The sequence below is a fragment of the Citrobacter sp. On2M genome (assembly GCF_018035235.1).
In the GTDB taxonomy this organism is placed as follows: Bacteria; Pseudomonadota; Gammaproteobacteria; order Enterobacterales; family Enterobacteriaceae; genus Citrobacter; species Citrobacter meridianamericanus.
In genome coordinates this window covers 142,508-169,172 of the sequence record NZ_WPCV01000004.1, presented here as the reverse complement: position 1 = coordinate 169,172, position 26,665 = coordinate 142,508, and the positions used below count along the sequence as shown (strand labels likewise).

22 protein-coding genes are annotated in these 26,665 nt (G+C 51.7%); 16 read left to right on the top strand and 6 right to left on the bottom strand.

Annotated features, from left to right (window positions below; translation table 11 throughout):
- The first annotated feature begins 321 nt into the window (after positions 1–321).
- Positions 322–2,520: an ornithine decarboxylase SpeF gene (gene speF, locus On2M_RS11125; protein ID WP_210904825.1), complete on the top strand. Its 2,199-nt coding sequence runs from the start codon at positions 322–324 to the stop codon at positions 2,518–2,520.
- The gene (gene potE / locus On2M_RS11120; RefSeq protein WP_151219527.1) at positions 2,517–3,836 is read left to right on the top strand and encodes a putrescine-ornithine antiporter; all 1,320 of its coding nucleotides are present in this window, start codon (positions 2,517–2,519) and stop codon (positions 3,834–3,836) included. The genes speF and potE overlap by 4 nt, the downstream gene beginning before the upstream one ends.
- Before the next feature lie 69 nt (positions 3,837–3,905).
- On the opposite strand, the gene pgm is transcribed toward potE, so the two are convergent.
- Together pgm and seqA are read right to left on the bottom strand one after the other, a co-directional pair.
- Entirely contained in the window at positions 3,906–5,546 is a 1,641-nt protein-coding gene (gene pgm / locus On2M_RS11115) for a phosphoglucomutase (alpha-D-glucose-1,6-bisphosphate-dependent) (protein ID WP_187252807.1), read from the bottom strand.
- Positions 5,547–5,570: 24 nt separating this feature from the next.
- Entirely contained in the window at positions 5,571–6,113 is a 543-nt protein-coding gene (seqA, locus tag On2M_RS11110) for a replication initiation negative regulator SeqA (protein WP_151219526.1), read from the bottom strand.
- Positions 6,114–6,306: 193 nt separating this feature from the next.
- Between seqA and ybfF the strand changes: the two genes are divergently transcribed.
- The 9 genes from ybfF (at position 6,307) to On2M_RS11065 (ending at position 13,950) form a co-directional block, all read left to right on the top strand.
- Positions 6,307–7,080 (top strand): esterase, encoded by a 774-nt coding sequence (gene ybfF, locus On2M_RS11105; protein WP_151224947.1) that lies wholly within the window; start codon positions 6,307–6,309, stop codon positions 7,078–7,080.
- Positions 7,081–7,208: 128 nt separating this feature from the next.
- Positions 7,209–7,496 carry a LexA regulated protein gene (gene ybfE / locus On2M_RS11100; protein WP_151225090.1) on the top strand — a complete coding sequence of 96 codons (288 nt, stop codon included), beginning with the start codon at positions 7,209–7,211 and terminating at the stop codon, positions 7,494–7,496.
- A 155-nt stretch (positions 7,497–7,651) separates the two neighbouring features.
- A complete protein-coding gene (gene fldA / locus On2M_RS11095) occupies positions 7,652–8,182 on the top strand; it encodes a flavodoxin FldA (protein ID WP_003022839.1) in 531 nt (176 codons plus the stop codon).
- A gap of 210 nt (positions 8,183–8,392) precedes the next feature.
- Complete coding sequence (locus tag On2M_RS11090; RefSeq protein WP_049259739.1) at positions 8,393–8,479, top strand: ryhB-regulated fur leader peptide; 87 nt, start codon at positions 8,393–8,395, stop codon at positions 8,477–8,479.
- On the top strand, positions 8,472–8,918 hold the full coding sequence (fur, locus tag On2M_RS11085; protein WP_003022836.1) for a ferric iron uptake transcriptional regulator: 447 nt from the start codon (positions 8,472–8,474) through the stop codon (positions 8,916–8,918). Before On2M_RS11090 ends, fur begins: the two co-directional genes overlap by 8 nt.
- A gap of 129 nt (positions 8,919–9,047) precedes the next feature.
- A complete protein-coding gene (gene tcuR, locus On2M_RS11080; RefSeq protein ID WP_151219523.1) occupies positions 9,048–9,974 on the top strand; it encodes a tricarballylate utilization LysR family transcriptional regulator TcuR in 927 nt (308 codons plus the stop codon).
- A gap of 97 nt (positions 9,975–10,071) precedes the next feature.
- Positions 10,072–11,475: an FAD-dependent tricarballylate dehydrogenase TcuA gene (gene tcuA / locus On2M_RS11075; protein ID WP_210904824.1), complete on the top strand. Its 1,404-nt coding sequence runs from the start codon at positions 10,072–10,074 to the stop codon at positions 11,473–11,475.
- Positions 11,462–12,601, top strand: coding sequence for a tricarballylate utilization 4Fe-4S protein TcuB (gene tcuB, locus On2M_RS11070; RefSeq protein WP_210904823.1), 1,140 nt, complete (start codon positions 11,462–11,464; stop codon positions 12,599–12,601). The genes tcuA and tcuB overlap by 14 nt, the downstream gene beginning before the upstream one ends.
- 53 nt (positions 12,602–12,654) lie before the next feature.
- The gene (locus tag On2M_RS11065; protein ID WP_210904822.1) at positions 12,655–13,950 is read left to right on the top strand and encodes an MFS transporter; all 1,296 of its coding nucleotides are present in this window, start codon (positions 12,655–12,657) and stop codon (positions 13,948–13,950) included.
- 51 nt (positions 13,951–14,001) lie between these two features.
- Here On2M_RS11065 and chiQ read toward each other — a convergent pair whose 3' ends face one another.
- The 4 genes from chiQ to nagE form a co-directional block, all read right to left on the bottom strand.
- Entirely contained in the window at positions 14,002–14,334 is a 333-nt protein-coding gene (chiQ, locus tag On2M_RS11060; RefSeq protein WP_003022817.1) for a ChiQ/YbfN family lipoprotein, read from the bottom strand.
- A 49-nt stretch (positions 14,335–14,383) separates the two neighbouring features.
- Positions 14,384–15,790: a chitoporin gene (gene chiP / locus On2M_RS11055; RefSeq protein ID WP_151219521.1), complete on the bottom strand. Its 1,407-nt coding sequence runs from the start codon at positions 15,788–15,790 to the stop codon at positions 14,384–14,386.
- A gap of 430 nt (positions 15,791–16,220) precedes the next feature.
- Positions 16,221–17,888 carry a glutamine--tRNA ligase gene (gene glnS, locus On2M_RS11050; protein ID WP_210904821.1) on the bottom strand — a complete coding sequence of 556 codons (1,668 nt, stop codon included), beginning with the start codon at positions 17,886–17,888 and terminating at the stop codon, positions 16,221–16,223.
- A 187-nt stretch (positions 17,889–18,075) separates the two neighbouring features.
- The gene (gene nagE / locus On2M_RS11045) at positions 18,076–20,025 is read right to left on the bottom strand and encodes a PTS N-acetyl glucosamine transporter subunit IIABC (protein WP_151219520.1); all 1,950 of its coding nucleotides are present in this window, start codon (positions 20,023–20,025) and stop codon (positions 18,076–18,078) included.
- A gap of 342 nt (positions 20,026–20,367) precedes the next feature.
- On the opposite strand from nagE, the gene nagB reads away from it, so the two are divergent.
- The 5 genes from nagB (at position 20,368) to asnB (ending at position 26,456) form a co-directional block, all read left to right on the top strand.
- Entirely contained in the window at positions 20,368–21,168 is an 801-nt protein-coding gene (gene nagB, locus On2M_RS11040) for a glucosamine-6-phosphate deaminase (protein ID WP_085047509.1), read from the top strand.
- A gap of 60 nt (positions 21,169–21,228) precedes the next feature.
- Positions 21,229–22,377: an N-acetylglucosamine-6-phosphate deacetylase gene (gene nagA, locus On2M_RS11035; protein ID WP_151224925.1), complete on the top strand. Its 1,149-nt coding sequence runs from the start codon at positions 21,229–21,231 to the stop codon at positions 22,375–22,377.
- An 8-nt stretch (positions 22,378–22,385) separates the two neighbouring features.
- Positions 22,386–23,606, top strand: a complete 1,221-nt coding sequence (locus tag On2M_RS11030; protein ID WP_151219518.1) for an N-acetylglucosamine repressor — start codon at positions 22,386–22,388, stop codon at positions 23,604–23,606.
- A 181-nt stretch (positions 23,607–23,787) separates the two neighbouring features.
- A complete protein-coding gene (nagD, locus tag On2M_RS11025; RefSeq protein WP_005121413.1) occupies positions 23,788–24,540 on the top strand; it encodes a ribonucleotide monophosphatase NagD in 753 nt (250 codons plus the stop codon).
- A 251-nt stretch (positions 24,541–24,791) separates the two neighbouring features.
- Positions 24,792–26,456 (top strand): asparagine synthase B, encoded by a 1,665-nt coding sequence (gene asnB, locus On2M_RS11020; protein ID WP_151219516.1) that lies wholly within the window; start codon positions 24,792–24,794, stop codon positions 26,454–26,456.
- Positions 26,457–26,665 lie beyond the last annotated feature (209 nt).

Sequence of the window (26,665 nt, the reverse complement as noted above, 5' to 3'; positions counted from 1 at the left end):
ATACCCAATAGATTTCGAGTTGCATCAAGACGGCGATGCAGCGAAGCCCGGGAGCGTACATCAGTACGTGACTGGGATAAGCGAGTAAAGCCAACACAGATGCAGCTTGAAAGACGACGGGTATAATGCCTGTATCCACAGTGCTCTCCCTGCATAACCCTGTATTACCTGTGACCGGACCGGTTAGGGTTTATTGCATCTTCAAAAAAGCAATTTACTGATTTATTTATCAGCGGTATTACTTTGCTTTTTTTTCCGGAGTTATCAATTTCTCATTTGAGAAATTGAGGACCTGCTATTACCTAAAATAAAGAGATGAAAATGTCTGAATTAAAAATTGCCGTAAGCCGTTCCTGTCCTGATTGTTTTTCTACGCAGCGTTCCTGCGTAAATATCGATGAAAGTAATTTCATTGATGTTGCTGCCATCGTGTTATCCATCAATGATATTGAACGAGGAAAACTCGAAGAAATTGACGCCACCGGCTACGGCATTCCCGTTTTTATCGCCACCGAAAATGAAGAGCGTGTTCCAGCAGAGTATCTGCCACGGATCTCCGGCGTATTCGAATGCAATGAAGCCCGCTCAGCATTTTATGGTCGTCAGTTAGAAACCGCCGCCAGCCACTACGAAACGCAGCTACGTCCCCCATTCTTCCGCGCATTGGTCGATTACGTCAATCAGGGTAACAGCGCATTTGATTGTCCTGGTCATCAGGGGGGCGAATTTTTCCGTCGCCATCCTGCGGGTAATCAGTTTGTGGAGTACTTCGGCGAAACGCTTTTCCGCTCTGATTTGTGTAATGCCGATGTGGCAATGGGTGATTTGTTGATCCACGAAGGTGCGCCTTGCATCGCCCAACAGCATGCGGCCAAAGTGTTCAACGCGGATAAGACCTACTTTGTCCTGAACGGAACCTCATCATCAAACAAAGTGGTGCTTAACGCGCTGCTCACCCCAGGCGATCTGGTGTTGTTTGACCGCAACAACCACAAGTCAAACCACCACGGCGCGTTATTACAGGCTGGGGCCACGCCGGTCTATCTGGAGACTGCACGCAACCCGTACGGCTTTATCGGCGGGATTGACGCTCACTGCTTTGAAGAAAGCTATCTGCGAGAAAGGATCGGTGAAGTCGCGCCAAAACGTAAAAATGATGTCCGTCCATTCCGACTGGCCGTGATTCAGTTAGGTACCTACGATGGCACTATCTATAACGCGCGTCAGGTAGTGGATAACATCGGTCACCTGTGCGACTACATCCTGTTTGACTCCGCGTGGGTGGGCTATGAGCAGTTCATTCCGATGATGGCCGATTGTTCTCCATTGTTGCTGGATCTGAATGAAAACGATCCTGGTATTCTGGTCACCCAGTCGGTACACAAACAGCAGGCGGGTTTCTCCCAGACATCGCAGATCCACAAAAAAGACAGCCATATTAAAGGCCAGTCTCGCTACGTGCCCCATAAACGAATGAATAACGCGTTCATGATGCACGCCTCCACCAGCCCGTTCTATCCGCTCTTTGCCGCGCTCGACATCAACGCCAAAATGCATGAAGGCGTCAGCGGGCGCAACATGTGGATGGACTGCGTCGTCAACGGAATTGATACGCGTAAATTGATCCTGGAAAACTGCCACCATATCCGGCCATTTGTGCCTGAGATGGTGGAAGGTAAACCGTGGCAGGCTTATTCCACCGCTGAAATTGCCAGCGATCTACGTTTCTTCCATTTTGTTCCTGGTGAACACTGGCATGCCTTTGAAGGCTACGCCGAACACCAGTACTTTGTGGATCCATGCAAACTGCTGCTCACCACACCGGGGATCAAAACGCGTAACGGCGAATATGACACGTTCGGCGTTCCGGCCACCATTCTGGCTAACTTCCTGCGGGAAAATGGCGTAGTTCCCGAAAAATGCGACCTTAACTCCATCCTGTTCCTGATGACCCCGGCAGAAGATATGGCGAAGATGCAGCAACTTGTCGCCCTGCTGGTGCGTTTCGAAAAACTGCTGGAAGCCGATGCCCCGCTGGCTGAGGTTCTGCCCTCTCTCTACAAACAACATGAAGCCCGTTATGCCGGTTATACCCTGCGTCAGCTGTGCCAGGAAATGCACGATTTGTACGCCCGTCACAACGTGAAACAGCTTCAGAAAGAGATGTTCCGTAAGGATCATTTCCCGCGCGTCAGCATGAATCCCCAGGAGGCCAACTACGCCTATCTGCGCGGTGAAGTTGAGTTGGTGCGACTACCGGACGCGGAAGGCCGAATCGCCGCGGAAGGTGCGTTGCCTTATCCTCCTGGCGTGCTGTGTGTGGTTCCGGGTGAAATCTGGGGTGGTTCAGTATTGCGTTACTTTAGCGCGCTGGAAGAGGGAATCAATCTGCTGCCGGGTTTTGCGCCTGAACTTCAGGGTGTCTACATCGAAGAACACGACGGGCGTAAACAGGTGTGGTGCTATGTCATTAAGCCAAAAGACGCGCAAGACGATCTGTTGAAAGGGGAAATGTTATGAGCAAAGCCAAATCCAACAAAATGGGTGTCGTCCAGCTCACCATCCTGACCATGGTCAATATGATGGGCTCAGGGATCATCATGTTGCCTACCAAACTTGCAGAAGTCGGCACCATTTCGATCATCTCGTGGCTGGTGACCGCTGTCGGTTCAATGGCACTGGCGTGGGCCTTCGCAAAATGCGGTATGTTCAGTCGTAAATCCGGTGGTATGGGCGGTTATGCTGAATATGCCTTTGGCAAATCCGGTAACTTTATGGCGAACTACACCTATGGCGTTTCGCTGTTAATTGCCAACGTGGCTATCGCTATCTCCGCCGTGGGCTACGGTACCGAACTGTTTGGTGCCACATTGACACCCGTGCAGATTGGCCTGGCCACTATCGGCGTGCTGTGGATCTGCACCGTCGCTAACTTTGGCGGGGCACGTATTACTGGGCAGCTCAGCAGTATCACCGTCTGGGGCGTTATTATTCCGGTTGTCGGTTTGTGCATCATCGGCTGGTTCTGGTTCAGTCCGACGCTGTACGCTAACTCCTGGAACCCACACCACGTCCCGTTCTTCACGGCAGTCGGTTCTTCGATTGCGATGACCCTGTGGGCTTTTCTCGGTCTGGAATCGGCCTGCGCTAACGCCGAAGTGGTTGAAAATCCGGAGCGCAACGTACCCATCGCTGTACTGGGCGGTACGTTGGGCGCGGCAGTGATTTACATCATTTCGACCAATGTGATCGCCGGGATTGTGCCAAATATGGATCTGGCTAACTCCACTGCGCCTTTCGGTTTGGCCTTTGCGCAGATGTTCACCCCGGAAGTCGGTAAAGTGATCATGGCGTTGATGGTAATGTCCTGCTGTGGTTCACTGCTGGGCTGGCAGTTTACTATCGCTCAGGTCTTTAAATCGTCGGCTGATGAAGGTTACTTCCCGAAAATCTTCTCCCGTGTAACTAAAGTGGATGCGCCAGTTCAGGGAATGCTGACCATCGTAATAATCCAGAGTGGCTTATCGCTGATGACCATCAGCCCGTCGCTGAACAGCCAGTTCAACGTGCTGGTCAACCTGGCTGTCGTGACGAATATCATCCCGTATATCTTGTCGATGGCCGCACTGGTTATTATTCAGAAGATGGCGAATGTCCCATCGTCAAAAGCGAAACCAGCAAACTTTGTCGCGTTTATTGGCGCATTATACAGCTTCTATGCACTCTACTCCTCTGGCGAAGAAGCAATGCTGTATGGTTCTATCGTGACTTTCCTCGGCTGGACGCTGTATGGCCTGGTCTCACCGCGTTTTGAACTGAAAAATAAACATAGTTAAATATCGGCACAAAAAAGCCCGGTAGCGCTAGCTTACCGGGCCTATAAAACGCGTCAGTGCGAACAGTACTTACGCGTTTTTCAACACTTCGCTGACAATCTCGACCGCCTCTTTCTCGATCTGCTTGCGGTGCTCTTCACCGAGGAAGCTTTCGCAGTAGATCTTGTAAGCGTCTTCTGTACCGGAAGGACGTGCGGCAAACCAGCCGTTGTCGGTCATCACTTTCAGACCACCGATAGAAGCACCGTTACCCGGTGCCGACGTCAGACGTGCGGTGATCGGGTCACCCGCAAGCGTGCTGGCACTCACCATTTCCGGAGACAGCTTAGACAGCGCCGCTTTCTGCGCAGAGGTCGCGCTGGCCTGCAGGCGGTTGTAGCTCGGCGCGCCAAAACGAGCAGCCAGCTCGTTGTAGTGCTCTTGCGGGTTTTTACCGGTCACTGCGGTAATTTCAGCCGCCAACAGACACATGATGATGCCGTCTTTATCCGTTGACCACGGTGTACCATCGAAACGCAGGAAAGAGGCACCCGCACTCTCTTCACCGCCAAAACCAAAGCTGCCATCAAACAGACCGTCAACGAACCATTTAAAGCCAACCGGGACTTCAACCAGTTTACGCCCTAAAGCATTCACCACGCGGTCAATCATCGCCGAAGAAACCAGCGTCTTACCGACGGCAACGTCTTTGCCCCACTGTGGACGGTGCTGGAACAGGTAGTTAATCGCCACCGCCAGGTAGTGGTTCGGGTTCATCAGACCAGCGGGCGTGACGATGCCATGACGGTCGTAATCCGGATCGTTGGCAAAAGCGAGATCGAACTTGTCGCGCAGCGCCAGCAGGCCCGCCATCGCGCACTCGGAGGAGCAGTCCATACGGATCGCACCGTCTTTGTCGAGATGCATAAAGCGGAAAGTCTGATCAACGTGATCGTTAACAATAGTCAGGTTCAGGTTGTAGTGCTTCGCAATACGCTTCCAGTATTCGATACCGGAACCGCCCAGCGGATCGACACCCAGCGTCAGGCCCGCTTTCTGAATCGCCGCCATGTCGACGATGTCAGCCAGCCCTTCCACGAAAGGCTGCACCAGATCCTGTTCTTTAACATGACCGGATGCCAACGCGGCATCCAGCGACATGCGCTTCACGCCTTGCAGACCGTCGGCCAGCAGCGCGTTGGCTCTGTCTTCAACCACTTTGGTAACATTAGTATCAGCCGGACCACCGTTAGGCGGATTGTACTTAATACCGCCGTCTTCCGGCGGGTTGTGAGACGGCGTGATCACAATGCCATCAGCCAGCGGGCCGCCTTTTTTATTATGGACCAGGATTGCATTCGACACGGCAGGCGTTGGCGTAAAGCCGTTATTTTCCTGCACGATGACATCAACGCCGTTCGCCGCCAGCACTTCCAGTACAGAGATGAAAGCCGGTTCAGACAACGCGTGGGTGTCCTTGCCCACATAGCACGGGCCAGTAATCCCGTTTTTCGCACGCTCTTCAGCAATCGCCTGAGCGATAGCCAGAATATGCGGCTCGTTAAAACTATGACGACCTGCACTGCCGCGATGTCCGGACGTACCGAACTTGACGGCGTGCTCAGCGTTCCCTGCCGTTGGTTTCAGTACGTAGTACTGTGCCGTCAGTTGGGCGACGTTAATCAAATCACTCTGTTGCGCAGGTTGACCTGCACGGTTGTGGATTGCCATTGCCTGGTCCTTCTAATGCAAGGATTAAATTGTTCCGCAAACCTTTTCAATCAATTCCGCAGGGAATTGCATTGACTGCATGATGTGCTCAACCATGCTGCATTTACGGCCGGTATTGGTATTGGTGATCACCCAGTACGGCGTGCCTGGCACGTGCTTCGGTTTGGTTTGATTACCATTTTTCAACAGCGTCTGTTCATCCGCTGCAAAATAAACGCGCGTACGTCCGTGCAACGATTCCGTTGCTTCGGCGAACGCGTTGTGATCCAGTGAATAGAGTGTAGACAGCACCAGCATAAAGCGATTTACTGCTTTCTTCTGTTCAGCGTATTCGTCGGACAGCAGCAGTTCACGCATCGCGCGCACTTTATCTTTTACGGGGTTAACCGGCTTGGCTTCCACGACAGCTTGCACAGCGCGGACTTCTTTTACTACCGGAATGACAGGCTGTGATGCGGCGGAAAATTTCAACATACGCCGTAAAATGTCGGATGCGCTCTCGCCGATATGCTTGGTGTGGCTGGCAATATAGCTATAGAGTTCATCATCAACTTCAATCGTTTTCATCTTAATCCAGTGCAGTGTTTAGCTGAATACAAGTTGTTGGGTCAACACGCGTAGTGTAAAGGCAAATCCCAACAGCGGATAGCGTCAAGCCTGGTGGCACGCAAAACTCGGAGTAACCGTAGTTGTTGCAGCCATGTGGCAGAATGGTCAACATGATACCCTAACCCGTCAGTGTGAAAAAAAGAACTTTGCCATGAAATTGAATATCCGAGCGCAATCTGCGCAAAACCTGCACAATAATTCTCCCATCGTCCTGGTTCACGGCCTGTTTGGCAGTCTGGATAACCTCGGGATCCTGGCACGCGATCTAGTGGCCGATCACGATATCATCCAGGTTGATATGCGAAATCATGGCCTCTCCCCTCGTTCACCTGAGATGAATTATCCGGCTATGGCGCAAGATCTGCTGGATACGCTGGACGATCGGCAGATCGAAAAAGCGATCTTTATTGGTCACTCGATGGGTGGCAAAGCCGTCATGGCGCTGACCGCGCTGGCCCCTGAACGTGTCGAACGGCTGGTCGCCATCGACATTGCTCCCGTTGACTACCATGTTCGCCGCCACGATAAGATTTTTGCTGCCATTAACGCGGTAACTGACGCGCAATCCTCTTCACGTCAGCAGGCGGCGAGCGTTATGCGTCAGCACCTGCAAGAAGAAGGTGTGATCCAGTTTCTGCTGAAATCCTTTGTTGACGGCGAGTGGCGCTTTAATGTTCCTGTGCTGTGGGATCAATATCCTCATATCGTCGGTTGGGAGACCATTCCGGCATGGGAGCACCCGGCGCTGTTTATCCCGGGTGGCAATTCACCGTATGTTACCGAAGCGTATCGTGACCAGCTGCTGGCGCAATTCCCGCAGGCTCGGGCGCACGTTATAGCAGGTGCCGGGCATTGGGTGCATGCAGAAAAACCGGAGGCGGTGCTGCGCGCCATCCGTCGTTATCTGAATGAACAGGCTAACTGATTAAAAACTCAGCGTCTGTGCGCGATTACGCGCGTGGACGTTGGCGTGTCTCCCCTGCTGATGTATTATGGCGCGCTATCCATCCGGGCAGACGCCTGGCTGATTGTTTCCCCGAAGTCACCAAGATCATGGCCAAAGAACAAACGGACCGTACGACATTAGATCTGTTCGCGCAGGAGCGTCGCCCGGGACGACCCAAAACTAATCCGCTCTCGCGTGATGAACAGTTACGTATTAACAAACGTAATCAGCTTAAACGCGATAAAGTTCGCGGGCTTAAGCGTGTCGAACTGAAACTGAACGCTGATGCCGTTGACGCTCTGAACGAGCTGGCCGAGGCGCGCAACATGAGTCGCAGTGAACTCATCGAAGAGATGCTGATGACCCAACTCAGCGCGTTGCGCGATCAGGCATAGTCTGAATTTCTGCTCTAAATCATAAATCGTGTAGCACAGAGTGCAGTCCTGTGTGTTTGCTGTTTCCGCATGCCTGACTGTTCTGCTATGATTGCCCTTATCCGTGGGCAATGCGCCACCACCATTTCAATAAGTTTCAAGAGGTTATTTTACTCATGGCAATCACTGGCATCTTTTTCGGCAGCGACACCGGTAACACCGAAAATATCGCAAAAATGATTCAAAAACAGCTTGGTAAAGACGTTGCCGACGTTCATGACATTGCAAAAAGCAGCAAAGAAGATCTCGAAGGGTATGACATTCTGCTGCTTGGCATTCCAACCTGGTACTACGGTGAAGCACAGTGTGACTGGGACGATTTCTTCCCTACCCTCGAAGACATTGATTTTAACGGTAAACTGGTTGCATTGTTCGGCTGCGGCGACCAGGAAGATTACGCAGAATACTTCTGCGACGCGTTAGGTACCATTCGCGACATCATCGAACCGCGCGGCGCAACCATCGTTGGTCACTGGCCGACTGCAGGTTATCACTTTGAAGCGTCCAAAGGTCTGGCTGACGACGACCACTTTGTCGGGCTGGCTATCGATGAAGACCGTCAGCCTGAGCTGACCGCAGAGCGCGTAGAAAAATGGGTTAAGCAGATCTCTGAAGAGCTGCACCTCGACGAAATCATCAATGCCTGATTTTGTACGGCGTAGATTTCTATCTGCGCCGCATCAATAGATAAAACCAATCAAAATAATTGCTACAAATTTGTAACTTTTCCGTCTGACCCTGTACAATGGCTGGATGCCAATCGGGTGTTGCACAGTGTGTTTGTCGGCGATACCACGTTTTGATTAACAATATTTGCCAGAGACTTGCAGTTTTCATTTAGCCATGGCAGTTCTATAATGAATCGCATTATCTCAAGTGCAATTTCTGTCACTTCTGTTAATGAAGTGAATCGTTTAGCTACAGGACAGATTCCGCATGACTGACAACAATACCGCATTAAAGAAGGCTGGCCTGAAAGTAACGCTTCCTCGTTTAAAAATTCTGGAAGTTCTTCAGGAACCGGATAACCATCACGTCAGTGCGGAAGACTTGTACAAACGCCTGATCGATATGGGTGAAGAAATTGGTCTGGCGACCGTGTATCGCGTGCTGAACCAGTTTGATGATGCCGGTATCGTGACCCGCCATAATTTTGAAGGTGGTAAATCCGTCTTCGAACTGACTCAACAGCATCATCACGATCACCTCATTTGCCTCGACTGCGGCAAAGTGGTCGAGTTCAGCGATGATTCCATCGAAGCGCGCCAGCGTGAGATTGCGGCTAAACATGGTATTCGTTTAACCAACCATAGCCTGTATCTTTACGGTCACTGCGCCGAAGGTGATTGTCGCGAAGATGAGCACGCGCACGACGGCAAGTAATGTGATGCTTTCTGAAAAGCCAACCATCCGGTTGGCTTTTTTTATGCACGTTTTCAGCCCGTTCCCCCCTTCCCTCCACTCTTGTGTTGCTTTAATGTAAAAATCAATTGTCCCTTCCGGAGAATCGAAATGGAACTTCGCCAGCTACGTTATTTTGTTCGCATTGTCGAAACTGGCAGCATGGGTAGTGCGGCGCTCGATCTCAATATTGGGGTTTCGGCACTCAGCCAGCAAATGTCCCGCCTGGAAAATGAACTTGCTATTCGCCTGCTGCAACGCACCTCGCGTGGCGTGACGCCCACCAGTGCCGGGCTGGCATTTTACGCCCAGGCGCAGCTGGCGCTCCGTCACGCAGACGATGCAATCCTCGCCGCACGAGAATCCCGCCTTTCCGGACACGTCAGCGTCGGCATGGCCCCCAGTACCGCTTCCATTCTCGGCATGCCTTTTATCAACGCCATGCGAGAGACCTATAGTGATGTCCGTCTGCATGTGGTGGAAAGCCTCTCTGGTAACCTGGAACGAATGATCAGCACTCGTCAGATTGACCTGGCCGTTGTGTTTCAAAAAGAAAAGCTCCTGCGCTGGAGCGCCAGACCGATTCTCGAAGAGCGGCTGTTTTTAATTGGCACTCATGCTTTACTGGCTGATATTACTGATGACAATATTGCTCCAGCCCAATTGGCACATATTCCATTGATAATGCCTAGCCCAGGCCACGGTCTGCGCGGCAGACTGGAAGCGATTTGTCAGGAACACGCGCTACGCATTGAGATCGCAACAGAAATTGATGGTCTGGCGCTACTAATGCGCGCCGTTCGCAGTGGGATCGGCGCTACTCTCCAGCCCGGCGCGGCAATTTCCCATCTCGATAAAGAGACGCTAAGAGTGATCGGCGTCCATAATCCAATACTGAGTCGCCCCAACTTTCTGGTCAGCCTCTCTGACGATGAACTCACCCCGGCGGGGCTCGCAGCCCGCGTGGTGCTGACGAAAGTGATGCATCAACTGGTAGAAGCGGGACGCTGGCCTGGCGCTATCCTTTACAATAACTAAAACCCCCTTTAGCACTGCGTTATAGCGCCCGCACAAGCTGCACGTATACATTTCAATTACAAATTTAACAATTAGTTAAATGGTAATGGAGTATACGATGGTTGACGTTCTGGTGATTGGCGGTGGCAATGCCGCGTTATGTGCTGCCCTAACCGCCCGGGAGCAAGGAGCTTCGGTACTCCTGCTCGAAGCAGCCCCCCGGGAATGGCGCGGGGGAAACTCCCAACACACGCGTAATCTGCGCTGTATGCATGATGCGCCGCAGGATGTGCTGGTGGAAAGCTATCCTGAAGAGGAGTATTGGCAGGATCTGCAGCGCGTCACGGAGGGCAATACCAACGAAGCCCTGGCACGTCTGGTGATCCGCACCTCTTCACAATGCCGCGACTGGATGCGCCGACACGGCGTGAATTTTCAACCTCCCCTCTCTGGCGCTTTACACGTGGCGCGAACCAACGCCTTTTTTATGGGCGGCGGGAAAGCCCTCGTGAATGCCTATTATCGCAGCGCAGAAAAGTTAGGTGTGCAAATCCGCTATAACACCCCGGTACAGGCGCTTGAACTGCATAACGGCGAATTCGTGGCGGCGCTGGCGGGCAAAGAGCGTATTACAGCGAAATCCTGCGTGCTTGCCGCTGGCGGGTTTGAATCAAACCGCGAATGGCTACGTGAAGCCTGGGGGGAAAATGAACGCGGTGAGTGGCCTGCGGATAACTTCCTGATTCGCGGCACACGCTTTAATCAGGGCGTACTGCTCAAATTTATGATCGACGCCGGGGCGGACATCATCGGCGACCCCTCCCAGTCACACTGTGTAGCCATTGATGCCAGAGCACCATTATATGACGGCGGAATTTGCACCCGCGTGGACTGCGTTTCGCTTGGCATTGTCGTCAACCGTGACGCTGAGCGTTTTTATGATGAAGGCGAAGATTTCTGGCCCAAACGCTACGCCATCTGGGGACGACTGGTCGCCCAACAGCCAGGGCAGATTGGTTACTCCATTATCGACAGTAAGGCCATCGGCCACTTCATGCCACCGGTCTTTCCTGGCGCACAGGCCAATACGCTGGCGGATCTGGCGCATCAGTTGGGTCTCAATGCTGAACGTTTTACCCACACCGTAACGCAGTATAACAACGCCTGCCAGCCAGGCCATTTCGACCATACCATTCTGGATAACTGCACGACGAAAGCGTTAGCCCCCGCAAAGACACACTGGGCGCGACCGCTGGACCAGCCGCCTTACTACGGGTATGCCCTGCGGCCAGGGATCACCTTCACCTATCTCGGATTGAAAGTGAATGAACGCGCTGCCGTACACTTTGCAGGGCTTCCAAGCCGCAACCTGTTCGTCGCCGGAGAGATGATGGCAGGCAATGTGCTGGGCAAGGGCTACACCGCAGGCGTGGGGATGTCGATCGGCACCACTTTTGGCCGCATTGCCGGAAAGGAGGCTGCTCTGGCAGCACAGAAGGAGGTACGTTATGAAACAGCTTGAGAAATTGATCATCGACGCGCAAATCATCACCGAGTCGGAAGCTGAAGTTGAACGTGTGATGCAGGTGTGTAACGCCTGCCGCTATTGTGAAGGATTTTGCGCCGTGTTCCCGGCAATGACGCAGCGTCTGGAATTCGGTAAAGCGGATATCAACTATCTGGCGAACCTGTGCCATAACTGCGGCGCCTGCCTGCACGCGTGTCAGTATGCCCCGCCTCATGAATTTGCCATCAACGTGCCGAAGGCAATGGCGGAAGTCCGGCTGGAAACCTATCAGCACTACGCACAACCCGCCGCCTTGGGTGCGCTTTATCGTCGTGCTGGCGTCACCGTGACGCTGGCACTGGTTTTCGGTCTGATCCTGTTTTTACTTCTCGCCATGGGGTTAAAGGGCTCGTTACTCCATCCTCCACTGGCCGGTGATTTCTATCAAATTTTCCCGCATAACCTGCTGGCCTGGATGTTTGGTTCAGTCTTTATTCTGGCAATCGTTCTGCTAATGGCGGGCGTTATCCGATTCTGGCGCGAAATTTCTCCGGGAATACCGCTTTCCACCGACATTGCTGAAGCCTCACACAATGCGCTGACGCTGAAATATCTCGATGGTGGGCACGGCAAAGGGTGTAACGAAGCAGATGATGCCTTCACCCTGATGCGCCGCCGTTACCATCACTTTACCTTCTACGGTTTTATGCTCTGCTTTGCCGCCACCGTGGTGGCGACGGGCTATCACTATTTCGCAGGTATTGAAGCGCCCTATCCGTTCCTCAGCGTGCCGGTAATATTGGGCACATTAGGCGGTATTGGCCTGATTATCGGCCCAGCGGGTTTGTTATGGCTGAACGTTAAGCGCTCACCGCTGCATGGCGACGCACGGCAAAAACCGATGGATCGCGGTTTTATTTTACTGCTGCTGCTGACCAGTCTGACCGGTTTAGCGCTTCTGGCGGGAAGAGACACGTCATGGATGGCTGTTTTACTCGCCATTCACCTCGGCGTGGTCATGGCGCTCTTTCTGACCATTCCTTACGGAAAATTTGCCCATGGATTTTACCGCTGCGCAGCCTTACTCAAGTGGGCGATTGAGAAACGGCGCGGCAAACAGGCGGGGATCACAGACAACTAACCCGCACACTCTTACCTCTATAAATATTATGATAAGACAGTGGAGCAAACCCAATGACACAACATCCATCGCGTGCCGGAACTTTCGGCGCAATACTGCGGGTAACCAGCGGTAATTTCCTCGAACAGTTCGACTTTTTTCTGTTCGGGTTTTACGCCACCTATATCGCAAAGACCTTCTTTCCCGCGGAGAGTGAATTTGCCGGGCTAATGTTAACTTTCGCCGTTTTTGGCTCGGGTTTCTTAATGCGACCCGTTGGTGCCATTGTACTGGGTGCTTACATCGACAGAATTGGTCGTCGTAAAGGTCTGATGGTAACGCTGGCGATTATGGGCTGCGGTACTCTGCTGATTGCCCTGGTACCCGGCTATCACAGTATTGGTCTGCTGGCTCCCGTGCTGGTATTACTTGGACGATTATTACAGGGATTTTCTGCAGGCGTGGAGTTAGGCGGCGTCTCAGTTTATCTTTCTGAAATCGCCACGCCTGGCAATAAAGGCTTCTACACCAGCTGGCAATCCGCCAGTCAACAGGTCGCCATTGTGGTGGCGGCGCTGATTGGTTATGGCCTGAACGCCACCCTGGGACATGATGAGATCTCGGAATGGGGCTGGCGCATTCCCTTTTTTATTGGTTGCATGATTATTCCTTTGATCTTCGTGCTCCGCCGCTCGCTGCAGGAAACCGAGGCATTTTTACAACGCACGCACCGTCCCGACACCAGGGAAATTTTCACCACTATCGTCAAAAACTGGCGTCTCATCGCTGCAGGCACGCTGCTGGTGGCGATGACCACAACGACGTTTTACTTCATCACCGTCTATACCCCGACCTACGGCAGGGCTGTACTCCACCTGAGCGCGCGCGACAGCCTGGTAGTCACTATGCTGGTCGGTATTTCTAACTTTATCTGGCTGCCGATTGGCGGAGCGATTTCTGACCGAATTGGTCGTCGTCCGGTGCTGATGGGTATAACTGTACTTGCACTGATCACCACCTGGCCGGTAATGCACTGGCTCACCGCCGCGCCAGATTTCACGCGCATGACACTGGTTCTGCTTTGGTTTTCGTTCTTTTTTGGTATGTACAACGGGGCAATGGTTGCCGCACTCACCGAGGTGATGCCTGTCTACGTCCGTACAGTGGGTTTTTCACTGGCATTCAGCCTTGCCACAGCTATTTTTGGCGGCCTTACACCCGTTATATCCACAGCGCTGGTCCAGCTAACCGGGGATAAAAGTTCACCAGGATGGTGGCTGATGTGTGCGGCACTTTGCGGACTCGCCGCTACAGCAATGCTGTTTATCCGGTTGAGCCGGGATTATCAGCCGCTCGAACATAAACTCTGAAATGCAAACGGGCGGAGAAATCTCCGCCCGTTGTCTTTTTCATTTTTTGAATTACTGCGCGGCATTCTTGCTGCGAATTTCCTGCCAAACTTTGTCACAATCAGCATTAACGGCCTGATCGTTCCCCGTACGCGTGGCCTGGATACACTGCTGATAATCCAGCACACGTACGCTTTCTTCATTGGCAAACTGCTGGTGCTGTTTTTCTTTCTTCAGTACATTCAACACGCTTTGGCAGGCTTCTATTTTTTCCGGCGATCCTTGCGCGGTATTAATACACGCGCTGTAGGCTTCTTTCAGGCGGCTGTCTTCTTTCGGTGCAGGGGATTGCGTACAAGCCACCAGCCCTGATGCCATAACGGCGATGAGTATCAGTTTTTTCATAGCACTTTCCTCAACGAGGCGGCAGGCGCCCGGCCTGCCGCTATTGGCATTAGAAGATGGTGAATGGAGCAATAACGATGAACTTCACGTCGCGCTCATCCTGGAAGATGTTGCCGTAACCACCGCCCCAGCTCGGAATGTCTGAATGGTTGTCGTACTGGGTGAAGTGCAGTTTAAACATAGTGCCCTTCGCACGACCATCTTGCAGGGTGTAGACCGCATCCAGGCTGTAAGAGGACTCTTCGATAGTGCGGTTTTTGTCGTAGTACGCATCCGGGTTGAGCTGCCAGGTCGCTGGTTTGGCATCCCATGCGTAAACGTAGGACGCGCCCACTGCCCAGCCAGGCAGGTTCCAGTTCTTCAGATCATACATTGCGCCGAAGAAAACTGCCTTTTCGCCGTTGGCGTTGAAGTCAGAACGGTTATCCCACCAGATATCCAGGCGACCGTTTGATGAAGCGTAGGTCGGGGTCATACGCTGCAGGAAGTAGCCCTGCTGCCCGTCCGCTTTAACCCAGGTACCTTCCAGACGCAGGTCAACCACTTCCGCTACTTTATAACCGAAGGTCAGCGCCTGCAGCCAGGCCGTACCGTCATAAATATCGTTCACGGTGCGATCGTCAACTTTGTCACGTGCGCCGTAGAACTGATAGCTGGTGGTAAACGGATTACCCCCTAAATCGAATTTGTAGCTGGCTTTGGCGAAGTACTGATCGACGTAGCCCTCTGACTGGCCAAATGCCGCTTCCAGTAGCAGGTTATTTTTGAAATCATATTTCGCACCGATTGAGTGCAGGTAATCTACGCTGGTTTTCTTATCGGCCTGATAGAATTTATCAACTTCGGTGTGCCACGGTGCTTTATATTCATTGGCCCACATATAGGAGAAGCTCAGCGCACCAGCATCGCCATAGTCGAAGTTGGCGCCAGCTTCAGCACCCTGATAGGTACCTGGCATAAAGCTCCAGTGCGGAGCCAGCAAAGTCTGTCCGGTTGGTTGAATGTAACCGGCACGCGCCCAGGCTGGACCATATTTAAATTTAGCTGCTGCTTTATAAAGGCTAATCCCGCTCTTATCGCCGGAGTAATCTTCGTCATAGCCTTTATTTTTGGAAGAGAATGCAATTTCGTTTGGATGGCCGCTTTCGCTACTTTCGTTCATTTCAATAGCAGTGAATGCTGCGATATCAATACCAAACATATCAGCCGCGTAACCGGACTGGAAGTCGAGGTTAGCATTCCAGGTGGAGTGAGAAAGGTTGGTTTTGTATTTGTCGTGATCGGTCACATCTTTACGGTCACGCTCACGCTGCCAGTAGTAGATGCCGCCGGTTAAGGTAGAGTCATCAATAAATCCTTCGGCGTGTACCTGGGGAGCGACAACAAAACCCGACATTGCTGTGATACCGGCGATAGCCAGCGCCAGCGTACTACGTTTGCCACTAAACGTACGCATATGTTAATCCTCTTTGACATAAAAATGCTGCCGACAAAAGCGGACAGCGAAAAAAATAAAAAAAGTAGCGCTAAGAAAACCTCAGTGACTACAATGAATAGACTATTTTTCGCGACGCGAATTATCAATCTCTTTCTGTAACGAGTATGTAATAGTATGAGCAACCGCACATATTTGATTGCTTTCTGTTACATTTTCATCGACAGATAAAAAAGCGTTGAAAAGTTGAAAAAATCGCTTGTTTTCCATGAGGATGAAATCGGTTTCAGCCTATTTCATATTGAGGTAAGTTATTTAAACGTAAAAATATTCAGCTATTCCATTATTACAGACATGTAATTAATTCGCTCCGCAAACGGAGCCTGGCGTACGGTTTTTTTGCGAAAAAAAACGCCGCATGACGCGGCGTTTAGACTGGAGGTATTGCGACTTATTCGCCGACTTTAGCCCACGTGTCGCGCAGACCAACGGTGCGGTTAAACACCAGCTTGTCTGCTGTTGCATAGCGGCTGTCCAGACAGAAGTAACCTTCACGCTCAAACTGGAACGCTTTGCCTGCAACCGCAGCCTGCAGCGATGGCTCACCGTAGCCCTGCTTAATAACCAACGATTCCGGGTTAATGACGGACAGGAAGTCTTCCGCCGCGCCTGGGTTTGGAACGCTAAACAGGCGATCGTACAGACGGATTTCAATCGGCAGCGCATGGGACGCGCTCACCCAGTGAATAACGCCTTTAACTTTACGACCATCAGCCGGATCTTTGCTCAGGGTATCGGCATCATAGGTGCAGAAAATAGTGGTGATATTCCCTTCCGCATCTTTCTCGACACGTTCGGCCTTGATCACGTAAGCGTTACGCAGACGCACTTCTTTGCCCATCACCAGACGTTTGTATTGCTTGTTCGCTTCTTCGCGGAAGTCTGCACGATCGATCCAAATTTCACCGCTAAATGGTACTTCACGGCTGCCCATTTCCGGTTTGTTCGGATGGTTAGGCATAGTGACCAGCTCGCTTTCGCCCTGTGGGTAGTTTTCGATAACCAGTTTCACCGGATCGATAACCGCCATCGCGCGCGGAGCGTTTTCGTTCAGATCTTCGCGGATACAGGATTCCAGAGAAGCGATCTCAATGGTGTTGTCCTGCTTAGTCACGCCAATGCGTTTGCAGAACTCGCGGATCGCGGCAGCGGTGTAACCGCGACGACGCAGGCCAGAAATCGTTGGCATACGCGGATCGTCCCAGCCCTCAACGTGCTTGTCGGTAACCAGCAGGTTCAGCTTGCGCTTGGACATCACGGTGTATTCCAGATTCAGGCGCGAGAATTCGTACTGGCGCGGGTGAACCGGGATGGTGATGTTATCCAACACCCAGTCGTACAGACGACGGTTATCCTGGAACTCCAGCGTACACAGAGAATGCGTAATGCCTTCCAGCGCATCGCTGATGCAGTGGGTAAAGTCGTACATCGGGTAGATGCACCACTTGTTGCCGGTCTGGTGGTGTTCAGCGAACTTAATACGGTACAGCACCGGATCGCGCATCACGATAAACGGCGACGCCATGTCGATTTTCGCGCGCAGGCAGGCTTTACCCTCTTCAAAACCACCGGTACGCATTTTTTCGAACAGCGCGAGGTTCTCTTCGACGCTACGATCGCGGAACGGGCTGTTTTTGCCCGGCTGAGTCAGCGTGCCACGGTATTCGCGGATTTCGTCCGCTGACAGTTCGTCAACGTACGCCAGGCCTTTATTAATAAGCTCTACCGCATAGGCGTGAAGCTGATCGAAGTAATCCGAAGAGTAGCGAATGTCGCCAGTCCAGTGGAAACCTAACCATTCAACGTCGTTTTTAATCGACTCAACGTACTCGATATCTTCTTTAACCGGGTTCGTATCATCAAAACGCAGGTTGCACTGGCCCTGGTAATCTTGCGCAATGCCAAAGTTCAGACAAATGGATTTCGCGTGGCCAATGTGCAGATAGCCATTTGGCTCCGGCGGAAAACGTGTATGGATAGTGGTGTGCTTACCACTGGCCAGATCTTCATCGATGATCTGACGAATAAAGTTACTCGGGCGGGCTTCAGCCTCACTCATCGTGGATTCCTCAAAGCGTAAACAACGTATAACGGAACATGATCTTATAAGCGACGTCAGGAGACAACTATTAGTTGCACAAAAAAGGTGTTTCAGCAGGATATATGAGGGTATTTGCTGTAAAAAAAAGCGGCGGAGGATTATCCCCCGCCGCTTAAGGCACTTAACTTACTTTACTCAGGAGCAGTTATTTACCTTTAATTTCATACAGCGGTGTCTGACCAGCAACCACATGACCTTCGGCTTTAATGACCAGCGCGCCGAAATCATCGCTGTTGCTGCACACAACCGGGCTAATCATGGAACGTGCGTTGGCGTTCAGGAACTCCAGATCCATTTCCAGAATCGGTTGACCTGCCGTTACTTCCGCACCTTCTTCAACCAGACGCTTAAAGCCTTTACCTTCCAGCGCTACAGTATCGATGCCCATATGGACCACAATTTCCGCGCCTTTCACGGTTTCCAGGCAGAACGCATGGTTAGTGTTGAAGATTTTCACGATAGTGCCCGCAGCCGGAGCAACCACGATTTTATCGGTCGGTTTTACCGCCACGCCGTCACCTACTGCTTTGCTGGCGAAGGCTTCATCAGGAACCTGTTCCAGTGCAACCACATCACCGGTAATAGGAGAAACCAACGCTTCAACGGTGACCGCATTCGCGACAGCCTGCGGCTTTGCAACTGGAGCTGCCGCCGCTGGCGCACTTTCACCAAACGCTGCCGCCACCGGACCACGCGCGACAACTTTCTTCATTTCATCGCCAATGGATTCAGCTTTTGCACCCACGATGACCTGAATAGTTTGCTTGTTCAGCTTAACCACACCAGAAGCGCCTAAGCGTTTACACATCGCATCGTTTACGCGACCAGAGTCGGCAACGGTCAGACGCAGACGGGTAATACAGGCATCAATCGCTTTCAGGTTATCGGTACCGCCAACCGCTGCAATGTAGCTGGTTGCCAGTTGAGCCAGACCTTCTTCAGTATTGCTGTTCGCTTCTTCAGTGACGATATCGTCTTCTTTATCTTCGCGGCCCGGCGTTTTCAGGTTAAACAGACGAATAACCGCGCTGAACAACACGAAGTAAATAACGAAGAACACCAGCCCCATCACCACCAGCATCCAGACGTTCTTACTTGCTGCCGGCAGGTTGTACATCAACACGTAGTCGATAGCACCTGCGGAGAAGGAGAAGCCCGCGTGGATCCCCAGCAGTGTCGCAACGAACAGGCTGATACCCGTTAACACTGCGTGCAGGAGGTACAGCAGCGGAGCCAGGAACATGAACAGGAATTCCAGCGGCTCGGTAACACCAGTCAGGAATGCAGTGATCGCCACGGACAGCAGCATACCGCCAACCATCGGACGACGTGCTTTTGGAGCAGCGAAGTACATCGCCAGCGCCGCACCCGGCAGACCAAACATCATGATCGGGAAGAAGCCAGACATGAACATACCCGCAGTACCGTCACCCGCATAGAAGCGGTTGATGTCACCGTGGAATACGGTTCCTGCGGCGTTAGTAAATTCGCCAATCTGGAACCAGGCGATGGTGTTCAGAACCTGATGCAGACCGGTTGGGATCAGCAGACGGTTGATGAAACCAAAGATACCTGAACCCAGCGCGCCAGCGCCTACGATCCACTCACCACCCGCGTGGATGGCGTTCTGCACCGGCGGCCACACGTAGCCAAAGATTGCAGCCAGCACCAGACAGAAAAAGCCAGTGGCGATCGGCACGAAGCGTTTGCCGCCAAAGAAGCTCAGGAAGTCAGGCAGTTTGATACCAGACCAGCGGTTATAGACGGCGCCGCCGACCAGACCGGTAATGATACCCGCCAGCACACCCATGTTGATGGCTGGGTTAATGGTAACCATTGCTTTGGTCAATATGAAATAACCGACCGCACCCGCCAGCGCTGCCGCACCTGCGCTGTCTTTTGACCAGCTGGATGCCACACCGATCGCGAAAATTAACGCGAGGTTATCAAAAATGGCCCCACCCGCTTGCGCGATGAAGGGTACGTTAAGTAAATCTGGTTGGCCGAATCGCAGCAGCAGTGCCGCGACTGGCAGCACAGCGATGGGGAGCTGTAACGCCCTACCCAGCCGCTGGAAAAAACCTAAAATATTCATTTTATTCCCCCTACGAGACCCCGATTAGGCTTCTTTGAAGCCATATTTTTATTGTGCGACCATTCCTGACAACAAGATTCTGGAACAACGATATTAACCATTCATCTACATTCAGAGTGTGTGAAAATTTAATTCGTATCGCAAATTAAAAGCATGTTTTTTGTGATTTCAGTCACCAAATATCGTTATTAACCCTCCCTTTCACTGGCTAACTAAGAAAACTTATTTTATCATTCAAAAAATCGAAACGGATTGATCCTTACCGATGCAAAACCAGGTTACGCTTAATACTGCACAGAGACTCAATCCGCCAATTGCTTACATTTACTTTTGAGGTGAAGAATGAGACTGATCCCCCTGAATACCGCTGAACAAGTCGGCAAATGGGCTGCTCGCCATATCGTTAACCGTATTAACGCGTTCAAACCAACGGCAGATCGTCCGTTCGTTCTGGGCCTGCCGACTGGCGGTACTCCGCTGACAGCCTATAAAGCATTAGTCGAAATGCACAAAGCGGGCCAGGTGAGCTTCAAACATGTTGTCACTTTCAACATGGATGAATATGTAGGCCTGCCGAAGGAACATCCGGAAAGCTATCATAGTTTCATGCATCGTAACTTCTTTGATCACGTTGATATTCCAGCAGAAAACATCAACCTCCTCAATGGTAATGCGCCGGATATTGATGCAGAATGCCGTCAGTACGAAGAAAAAATCCGTTCTTACGGTAAAATCCACCTGTTCATGGGCGGTGTAGGTAATGATGGTCACATCGCGTTCAACGAACCGGCTTCCTCTTTGGCTTCCCGTACCCGCATCAAAACGCTGACTCACGACACGCGTGTTGCTAACTCACGCTTCTTTGACGGTGACGTAAACCAGGTGCCTAAATATGCGCTGACCGTTGGCGTGGGTACTCTGCTGGATGCTGAAGAAGTGATGATTTTGGTTCTGGGTCACCAGAAAGCGCAGGCCCTACAAGCTGCCGTTGAAGGCAATGTTAACCATATGTGGACCATCAGTTGCCTGCAGTTGCATCCGAAAGCCGTTGTGGTCTGCGATGAGCCTTCCACCATGGAACTGAAAGTGAAAACGCTGAAATACTTTAACGAGTTAGAAGCGGAAAATATTAAAGGTCTGTAATTGATGTCTCCGCCCTGTCGATGAGTTGCAGGGCGGCATTTTTTGAAATCGGGGGTCGGAATGTATGCTTTAACCCAGGGCCGGATCTTTACCGGTCACGAAATTCTTGATGACCATGCGATTGTTGTCGCCAATGGCCTGATTGACAGCGTTTGCCCACTGGCTGAGTTACCGTCAGGAATTGAACAGCGCTCACTGAATGGGGCCATTATTTCCCCCGGTTTTATCGATGTACAGCTAAACGGCTGCGGCGGCGTACAGTTTAACGATACGGCAGAAGCCGTAACCGTTGAAACGCTGGAAATCATGCAGAAAGCCAATGAAAAATCGGGCTGCACCAGCTTCCTGCCAACGCTTATCACCACCAGCGATGACCTGATGAAGCAGGGCGTTCGCGTCATGCGTGAATACCTGGCGAAACACCCGAATCAGGCATTAGGGCTTCATCTGGAGGGTCCGTGGCTGAATCTGGTGAAAAAAGGCACGCATAATCCGGGATTTGTCCGTCAACCGGACGCTGCGCTTGTCGATTTCCTGTGCGATAATGCCGATGTCATCACTAAAGTGACGCTGGCGCCAGAAATGGTTCCGGTAGAGGTCATCACCAAACTGGTGAATGCCGGTATTGTGGTTTCTGCGGGTCACTCAAATGCAACGGTCAAAGAAGCCAAAATCGGCTTCCGCGCAGGCATCACCTTTGCGACCCATTTGTTCAACGCGATGCCGTACATTACCGGTCGTGAACCGGGACTGGCGGGCGCAATTCTTGATGAAGCCGATATCTACTGCGGTATCATCGCCGATGGCCTGCACGTTGACTACGTTAACATTCGTAATGCCAAGCGCCTGAAAGGCGACAAGCTATGCCTGGTCACCGACGCGACCGCGCCAGCAGGTGCAAACATTGAACAGTTCATTTTCGCTGGTAAAACAATATACTACCGCAATGGATTGTGCGTTGATGAGAACGGTACGTTGAGCGGTTCATCATTAACCATGATTGAAGGCGTACGCAATCTGGTCGAACATGCGAATATCGCTCTCGACGAAGTCCTGCGCATGGCAACGCTCTACCCTGCTCGCGCCATTGGCGTCGACAAACAACTCGGCAGCATCGCGCCAGGCAAAGTAGCCAACCTGACTGCGTTCACGCACGACTTTAAAATTATCAAGACCATCGTTAATGGCAACGAGGTCGTTACTGAGTAAGAGAAAGAATGACACCAGGCGGACAAGCTCAAATAGGTAATGTTGACCTCGTAAAACAGCTTAACAGCGCGGCGGTTTATCGCCTGATTGACCAGCATGGGCCAATCTCGCGAATTCAAATTGCCGAGCAAAGCCAGCTTGCCCCCGCCAGCGTAACCAAAATTACGCGTCAGTTGATCGAACGCGGGTTGATCAAAGAAGTCGATCAGCAGGCCTCCACCGGGGGCCGCCGCGCTATCTCCATCGTCACCGAAACCCGCAATTTCCACGCGATTGGTGTGCGACTGGGCCGTCACGATACCACGCTCACGCTCTATGACATGAGCAGTAAAGTGGTCGCTGAAGAGCACTACCCTCTCCCGGAGCGTACCCAGGAAACGCTGGAGTATGCGCTGCTCAACACCATTGCCTCCTTTATTGAGAGCTGCCAGCGGAAAATCCGCGAGCTGATTGCGATTTCCGTCATCCTGCCAGGCCTGGTTGACCCTGAAAGCGGTGTTATTCGCTATATGCCACACATTCAGGTTGAAAACTGGGGGCTGGTCGAAGCGCTTGAAAAACGCTTTAAGGTCACCTGCTTTGTCGGTCACGATATTCGCAGTCTGGCTCTGGCCGAGCACTATTTCGGGGCAAGTCAGGATTGCGAAGACTCCATTTTGGTGCGTGTTCACCGCGGAACCGGCGCGGGAATTATTTCCAATGGTCGCATTTTCATCGGTCGCAATGGCAACGTAGGTGAGATTGGTCATATTCAGGTAGAACCGCTGGGTGAGCGCTGTCACTGCGGTAATTTCGGCTGTCTGGAAACCATTGCGGCTAATGCTTCTATCGAACACCGCGTACAAAACTTGCTAAAACAAGGCTATCCAAGTCGGCTCACGCTGGATGATTGCAGTATCAAAGCCATCTGCAGGGCAGCGAATAAAGGCGACAATCTGGCAGCAGAAGTCATCGAGCACGTTGGTCGACACCTGGGTAAAACCATCGCTATCGCCATCAACCTGTTTAACCCGCAAAAAATCGTCATTGCAGGCGAAATTACCGAAGCGGATAAAGTGCTACTGCCAGCCATAGAGAGCTGTATCAACACGCAGGCGTTGAAGGCGTTTCGTCACAATTTACCGGTGGTTCGTTCCACGCTGGATCACCGCTCCGCCATTGGCGCCTTTGCGCTGGTGAAGCGTGCAATGCTCAACGGGACTTTGCTGCAACGTTTGCTGGAAAGCTAATACATGTCATCCTTCAAGCTGCCTCTGCGTTAGCTGCATCTGCGTTAGCTGCATCTGCTCAGCCCGGTCACTTACTTCAGTAAGCTCCGGGGTTTCGCAGACTTGCCGCCTTGATGCAACTCGAATGATGTCGTGTATTTTGTGTATAGTAATGCCTTCTTTTTTTAATGTCGGATTGTCCATGGCCATTAAGAATGTAATTTGTGATATCGACGGCGTGCTGATGCACGACAATGTTGCCGTACCGGGTGCGGCAGAATTTCTGACCGGGATTCTGGAAAAAGGTCTGCCGCTCGTTTTGCTAACTAACTACCCTTCACAGACCGGGCAAGATCTGGCCAACCGCTTCGCCACCGCAGGTGTGAATGTCCCCGATAGCGTCTTTTATACTTCTGCCATGGCTACCGCTGATTTTCTTCGTCGCCAGGAAGGTAAAAAGGCCTACGTGGTAGGTGAAGGAGCGCTGATCCACGAACTGTATAAAGCCGGATTTACGATTACCGACGTGAACCCGGATTTTGTGATTGTTGGCGAGACGCGTTCCTATAACTGGGACATGATGCATAAAGCCGCCTATTTTGTGGCTAACGGCGCGCGTTTCATCGCCACAAACCCGGATACTCACGGCCGTGGCTTTTATCCTGCCTGCGGTGCGCTGTGCGCCGGTATCGAAAAAATCTCTGGCCGTAAGCCGTTTTATGTGGGGAAACCCAGCCCGTGGATTATTCGTGCAGCGCTCAACAAAATGCAGGCGCACTCGGAAGAGACGGTTATCGTTGGCGACAACCTGCGTACCGATATTCTGGCGGGCTTCCAGGCGGGTCTGGAAACCATCCTGGTATTGTCTGGCGTATCGACGCTTGATGACATCGACAGCATGCCGTTCAGACCTAGCTGGATTTACCCGTCCGTTGCTGAGATAGACGTCATTTAATCCCCCAGGCCGGATAACACTACCTGCAAGCTATCCGGTCTGCAAAACCCATCCATTCAATAAAATCACCATTTCATTGCTGATTCATCAATAACAATGTTCATTACATAATCTTTTTTCACCAATCCACAATGACCATTGCGTTTTTTATTTTCTGACCCGTAATTCGCTTGCGCCCTCTCCCGCTTTGCGGCATTTTCTTTATCAAGCAAACATAAAAAGCATCACGCAACAGGTTAACGGAGAAGGTTATGTGTTCTATTTTTGGCGTATTCGATATTAAAACTGACGCAGTTGAACTGCGTAAAAAAGCCCTGGAATTGTCTCGTCTGATGCGCCATCGCGGTCCGGACTGGTCGGGTATTTACGCCGATGATAACGCCATTCTGGCGCATGAACGTCTGTCCATCGTCGACGTCAATGCCGGAGCTCAACCGCTGTACAACGTAAAGAAAACGCATATCCTGGCAGTTAACGGTGAAATTTATAACCATCAGGCGCTGCGCGCTGAATACGGCGATCGCTACCAGTTCCAGACCGGTTCCGACTGCGAAGTTATCCTCGCGCTGTACCAGGAAAAAGGCCCAGAGTTCCTGGATGACCTGCAAGGCATGTTTGCTTTTGCCCTGTACGACAGCGAGCAGGACGCTTATCTGATCGGTCGCGATCATATTGGGATCATCCCGCTATATATGGGTTACGACGAGCACGGTAACTTCTACGTCGCGTCTGAAATGAAAGCCCTTGTTCCTGTATGCCGCACGATCAAAGAATTCCCGGCAGGTAGCTATTTATGGAGCAAAGACGGCGAAATTCGTCAGTACTACCAGCGCGACTGGTTTGAATATGATGCGGTTAAAGACAACGTTACCGATAAAAACGAGCTGCGTCAGGCGCTGGAAGATGCGGTGAAAAGTCACCTGATGTCAGATGTTCCTTACGGTGTATTGCTGTCCGGCGGTCTGGATTCTTCGGTCATTTCCGCAATCACCAAAAAATACGCGGCGCGTCGTGTTGAAGATCAGGAACGTAGCGAAGCATGGTGGCCGCAACTGCACTCCTTCGCCGTCGGCCTGGAGGGCGCACCAGATCTGAAAGCCGCACAAGAAGTGGCGAACCATCTGGGTACCGTGCACCACGAGATCCACTTCACCGTGCAGGAAGGTCTGGATGCTATCCGCGACGTGATTTATCACATTGAAACTTACGATGTCACAACCATTCGCGCCTCGACGCCAATGTACTTAATGTCGCGTAAAATTAAAGCGATGGGCATTAAAATGGTGCTGTCGGGTGAAGGTTCGGACGAAGTGTTTGGCGGCTATCTCTATTTCCACAAAGCGCCGGATGCAAAAGAGCTGCATGAAGAGACCGTGCGCAAGCTACAGGCGCTGCATATGTTCGACTGCGCTCGCGCCAACAAAGCCATGTCAGCCTGGGGCGTGGAGGCTCGTGTGCCCTTCCTGGATAAGAAATTCCTTGATGTGGCGATGCGCATCAACCCGCAGGATAAAATGTGCGGCAACGGCAAAATGGAAAAACATGTTCTGCGCGAATGTTTTGAATCCTACCTGCCGGCAAGCGTCGCATGGCGGCAGAAAGAGCAGTTCTCTGACGGTGTCGGTTACAGTTGGATTGATACACTGAAAGAAGTCGCTGCTGAACAAGTTTCTGACCAACAACTGGAAACCGCCAGCTTCCGTTTCCCGTACAACACGCCATCATCTAAAGAGGCGTATTTGTATCGTGAAATTTTCGAAGAGCTGTTCCCGGTTGCGAGCGCGGCAGAATGTGTACCAGGCGGGCCGTCGGTTGCCTGTTCTTCGGCCAAAGCGATCGAATGGGATGAAGCGTTTAAAACCATGAACGATCCTTCAGGTCGTGCAGTTGGCGTACACCAATCCGCTTATAAATAAGTTAATCACTGGAAAAGGGCCCTGCGGGGCTCTTTTTTTATGTCTGTTTTCTGTGCTAAAAAACAATTAATAACTAATAATTGCCGAATATTGCGTCATGCTGTTCGCAACCTAACCAAACAGTCACATTCCAGCTATTTTCAATGAAAAAGGGGTTGACGCTTCAAGGCTCAATACGCATAATGCGCCCCGCAACGCCGATAAGGTTA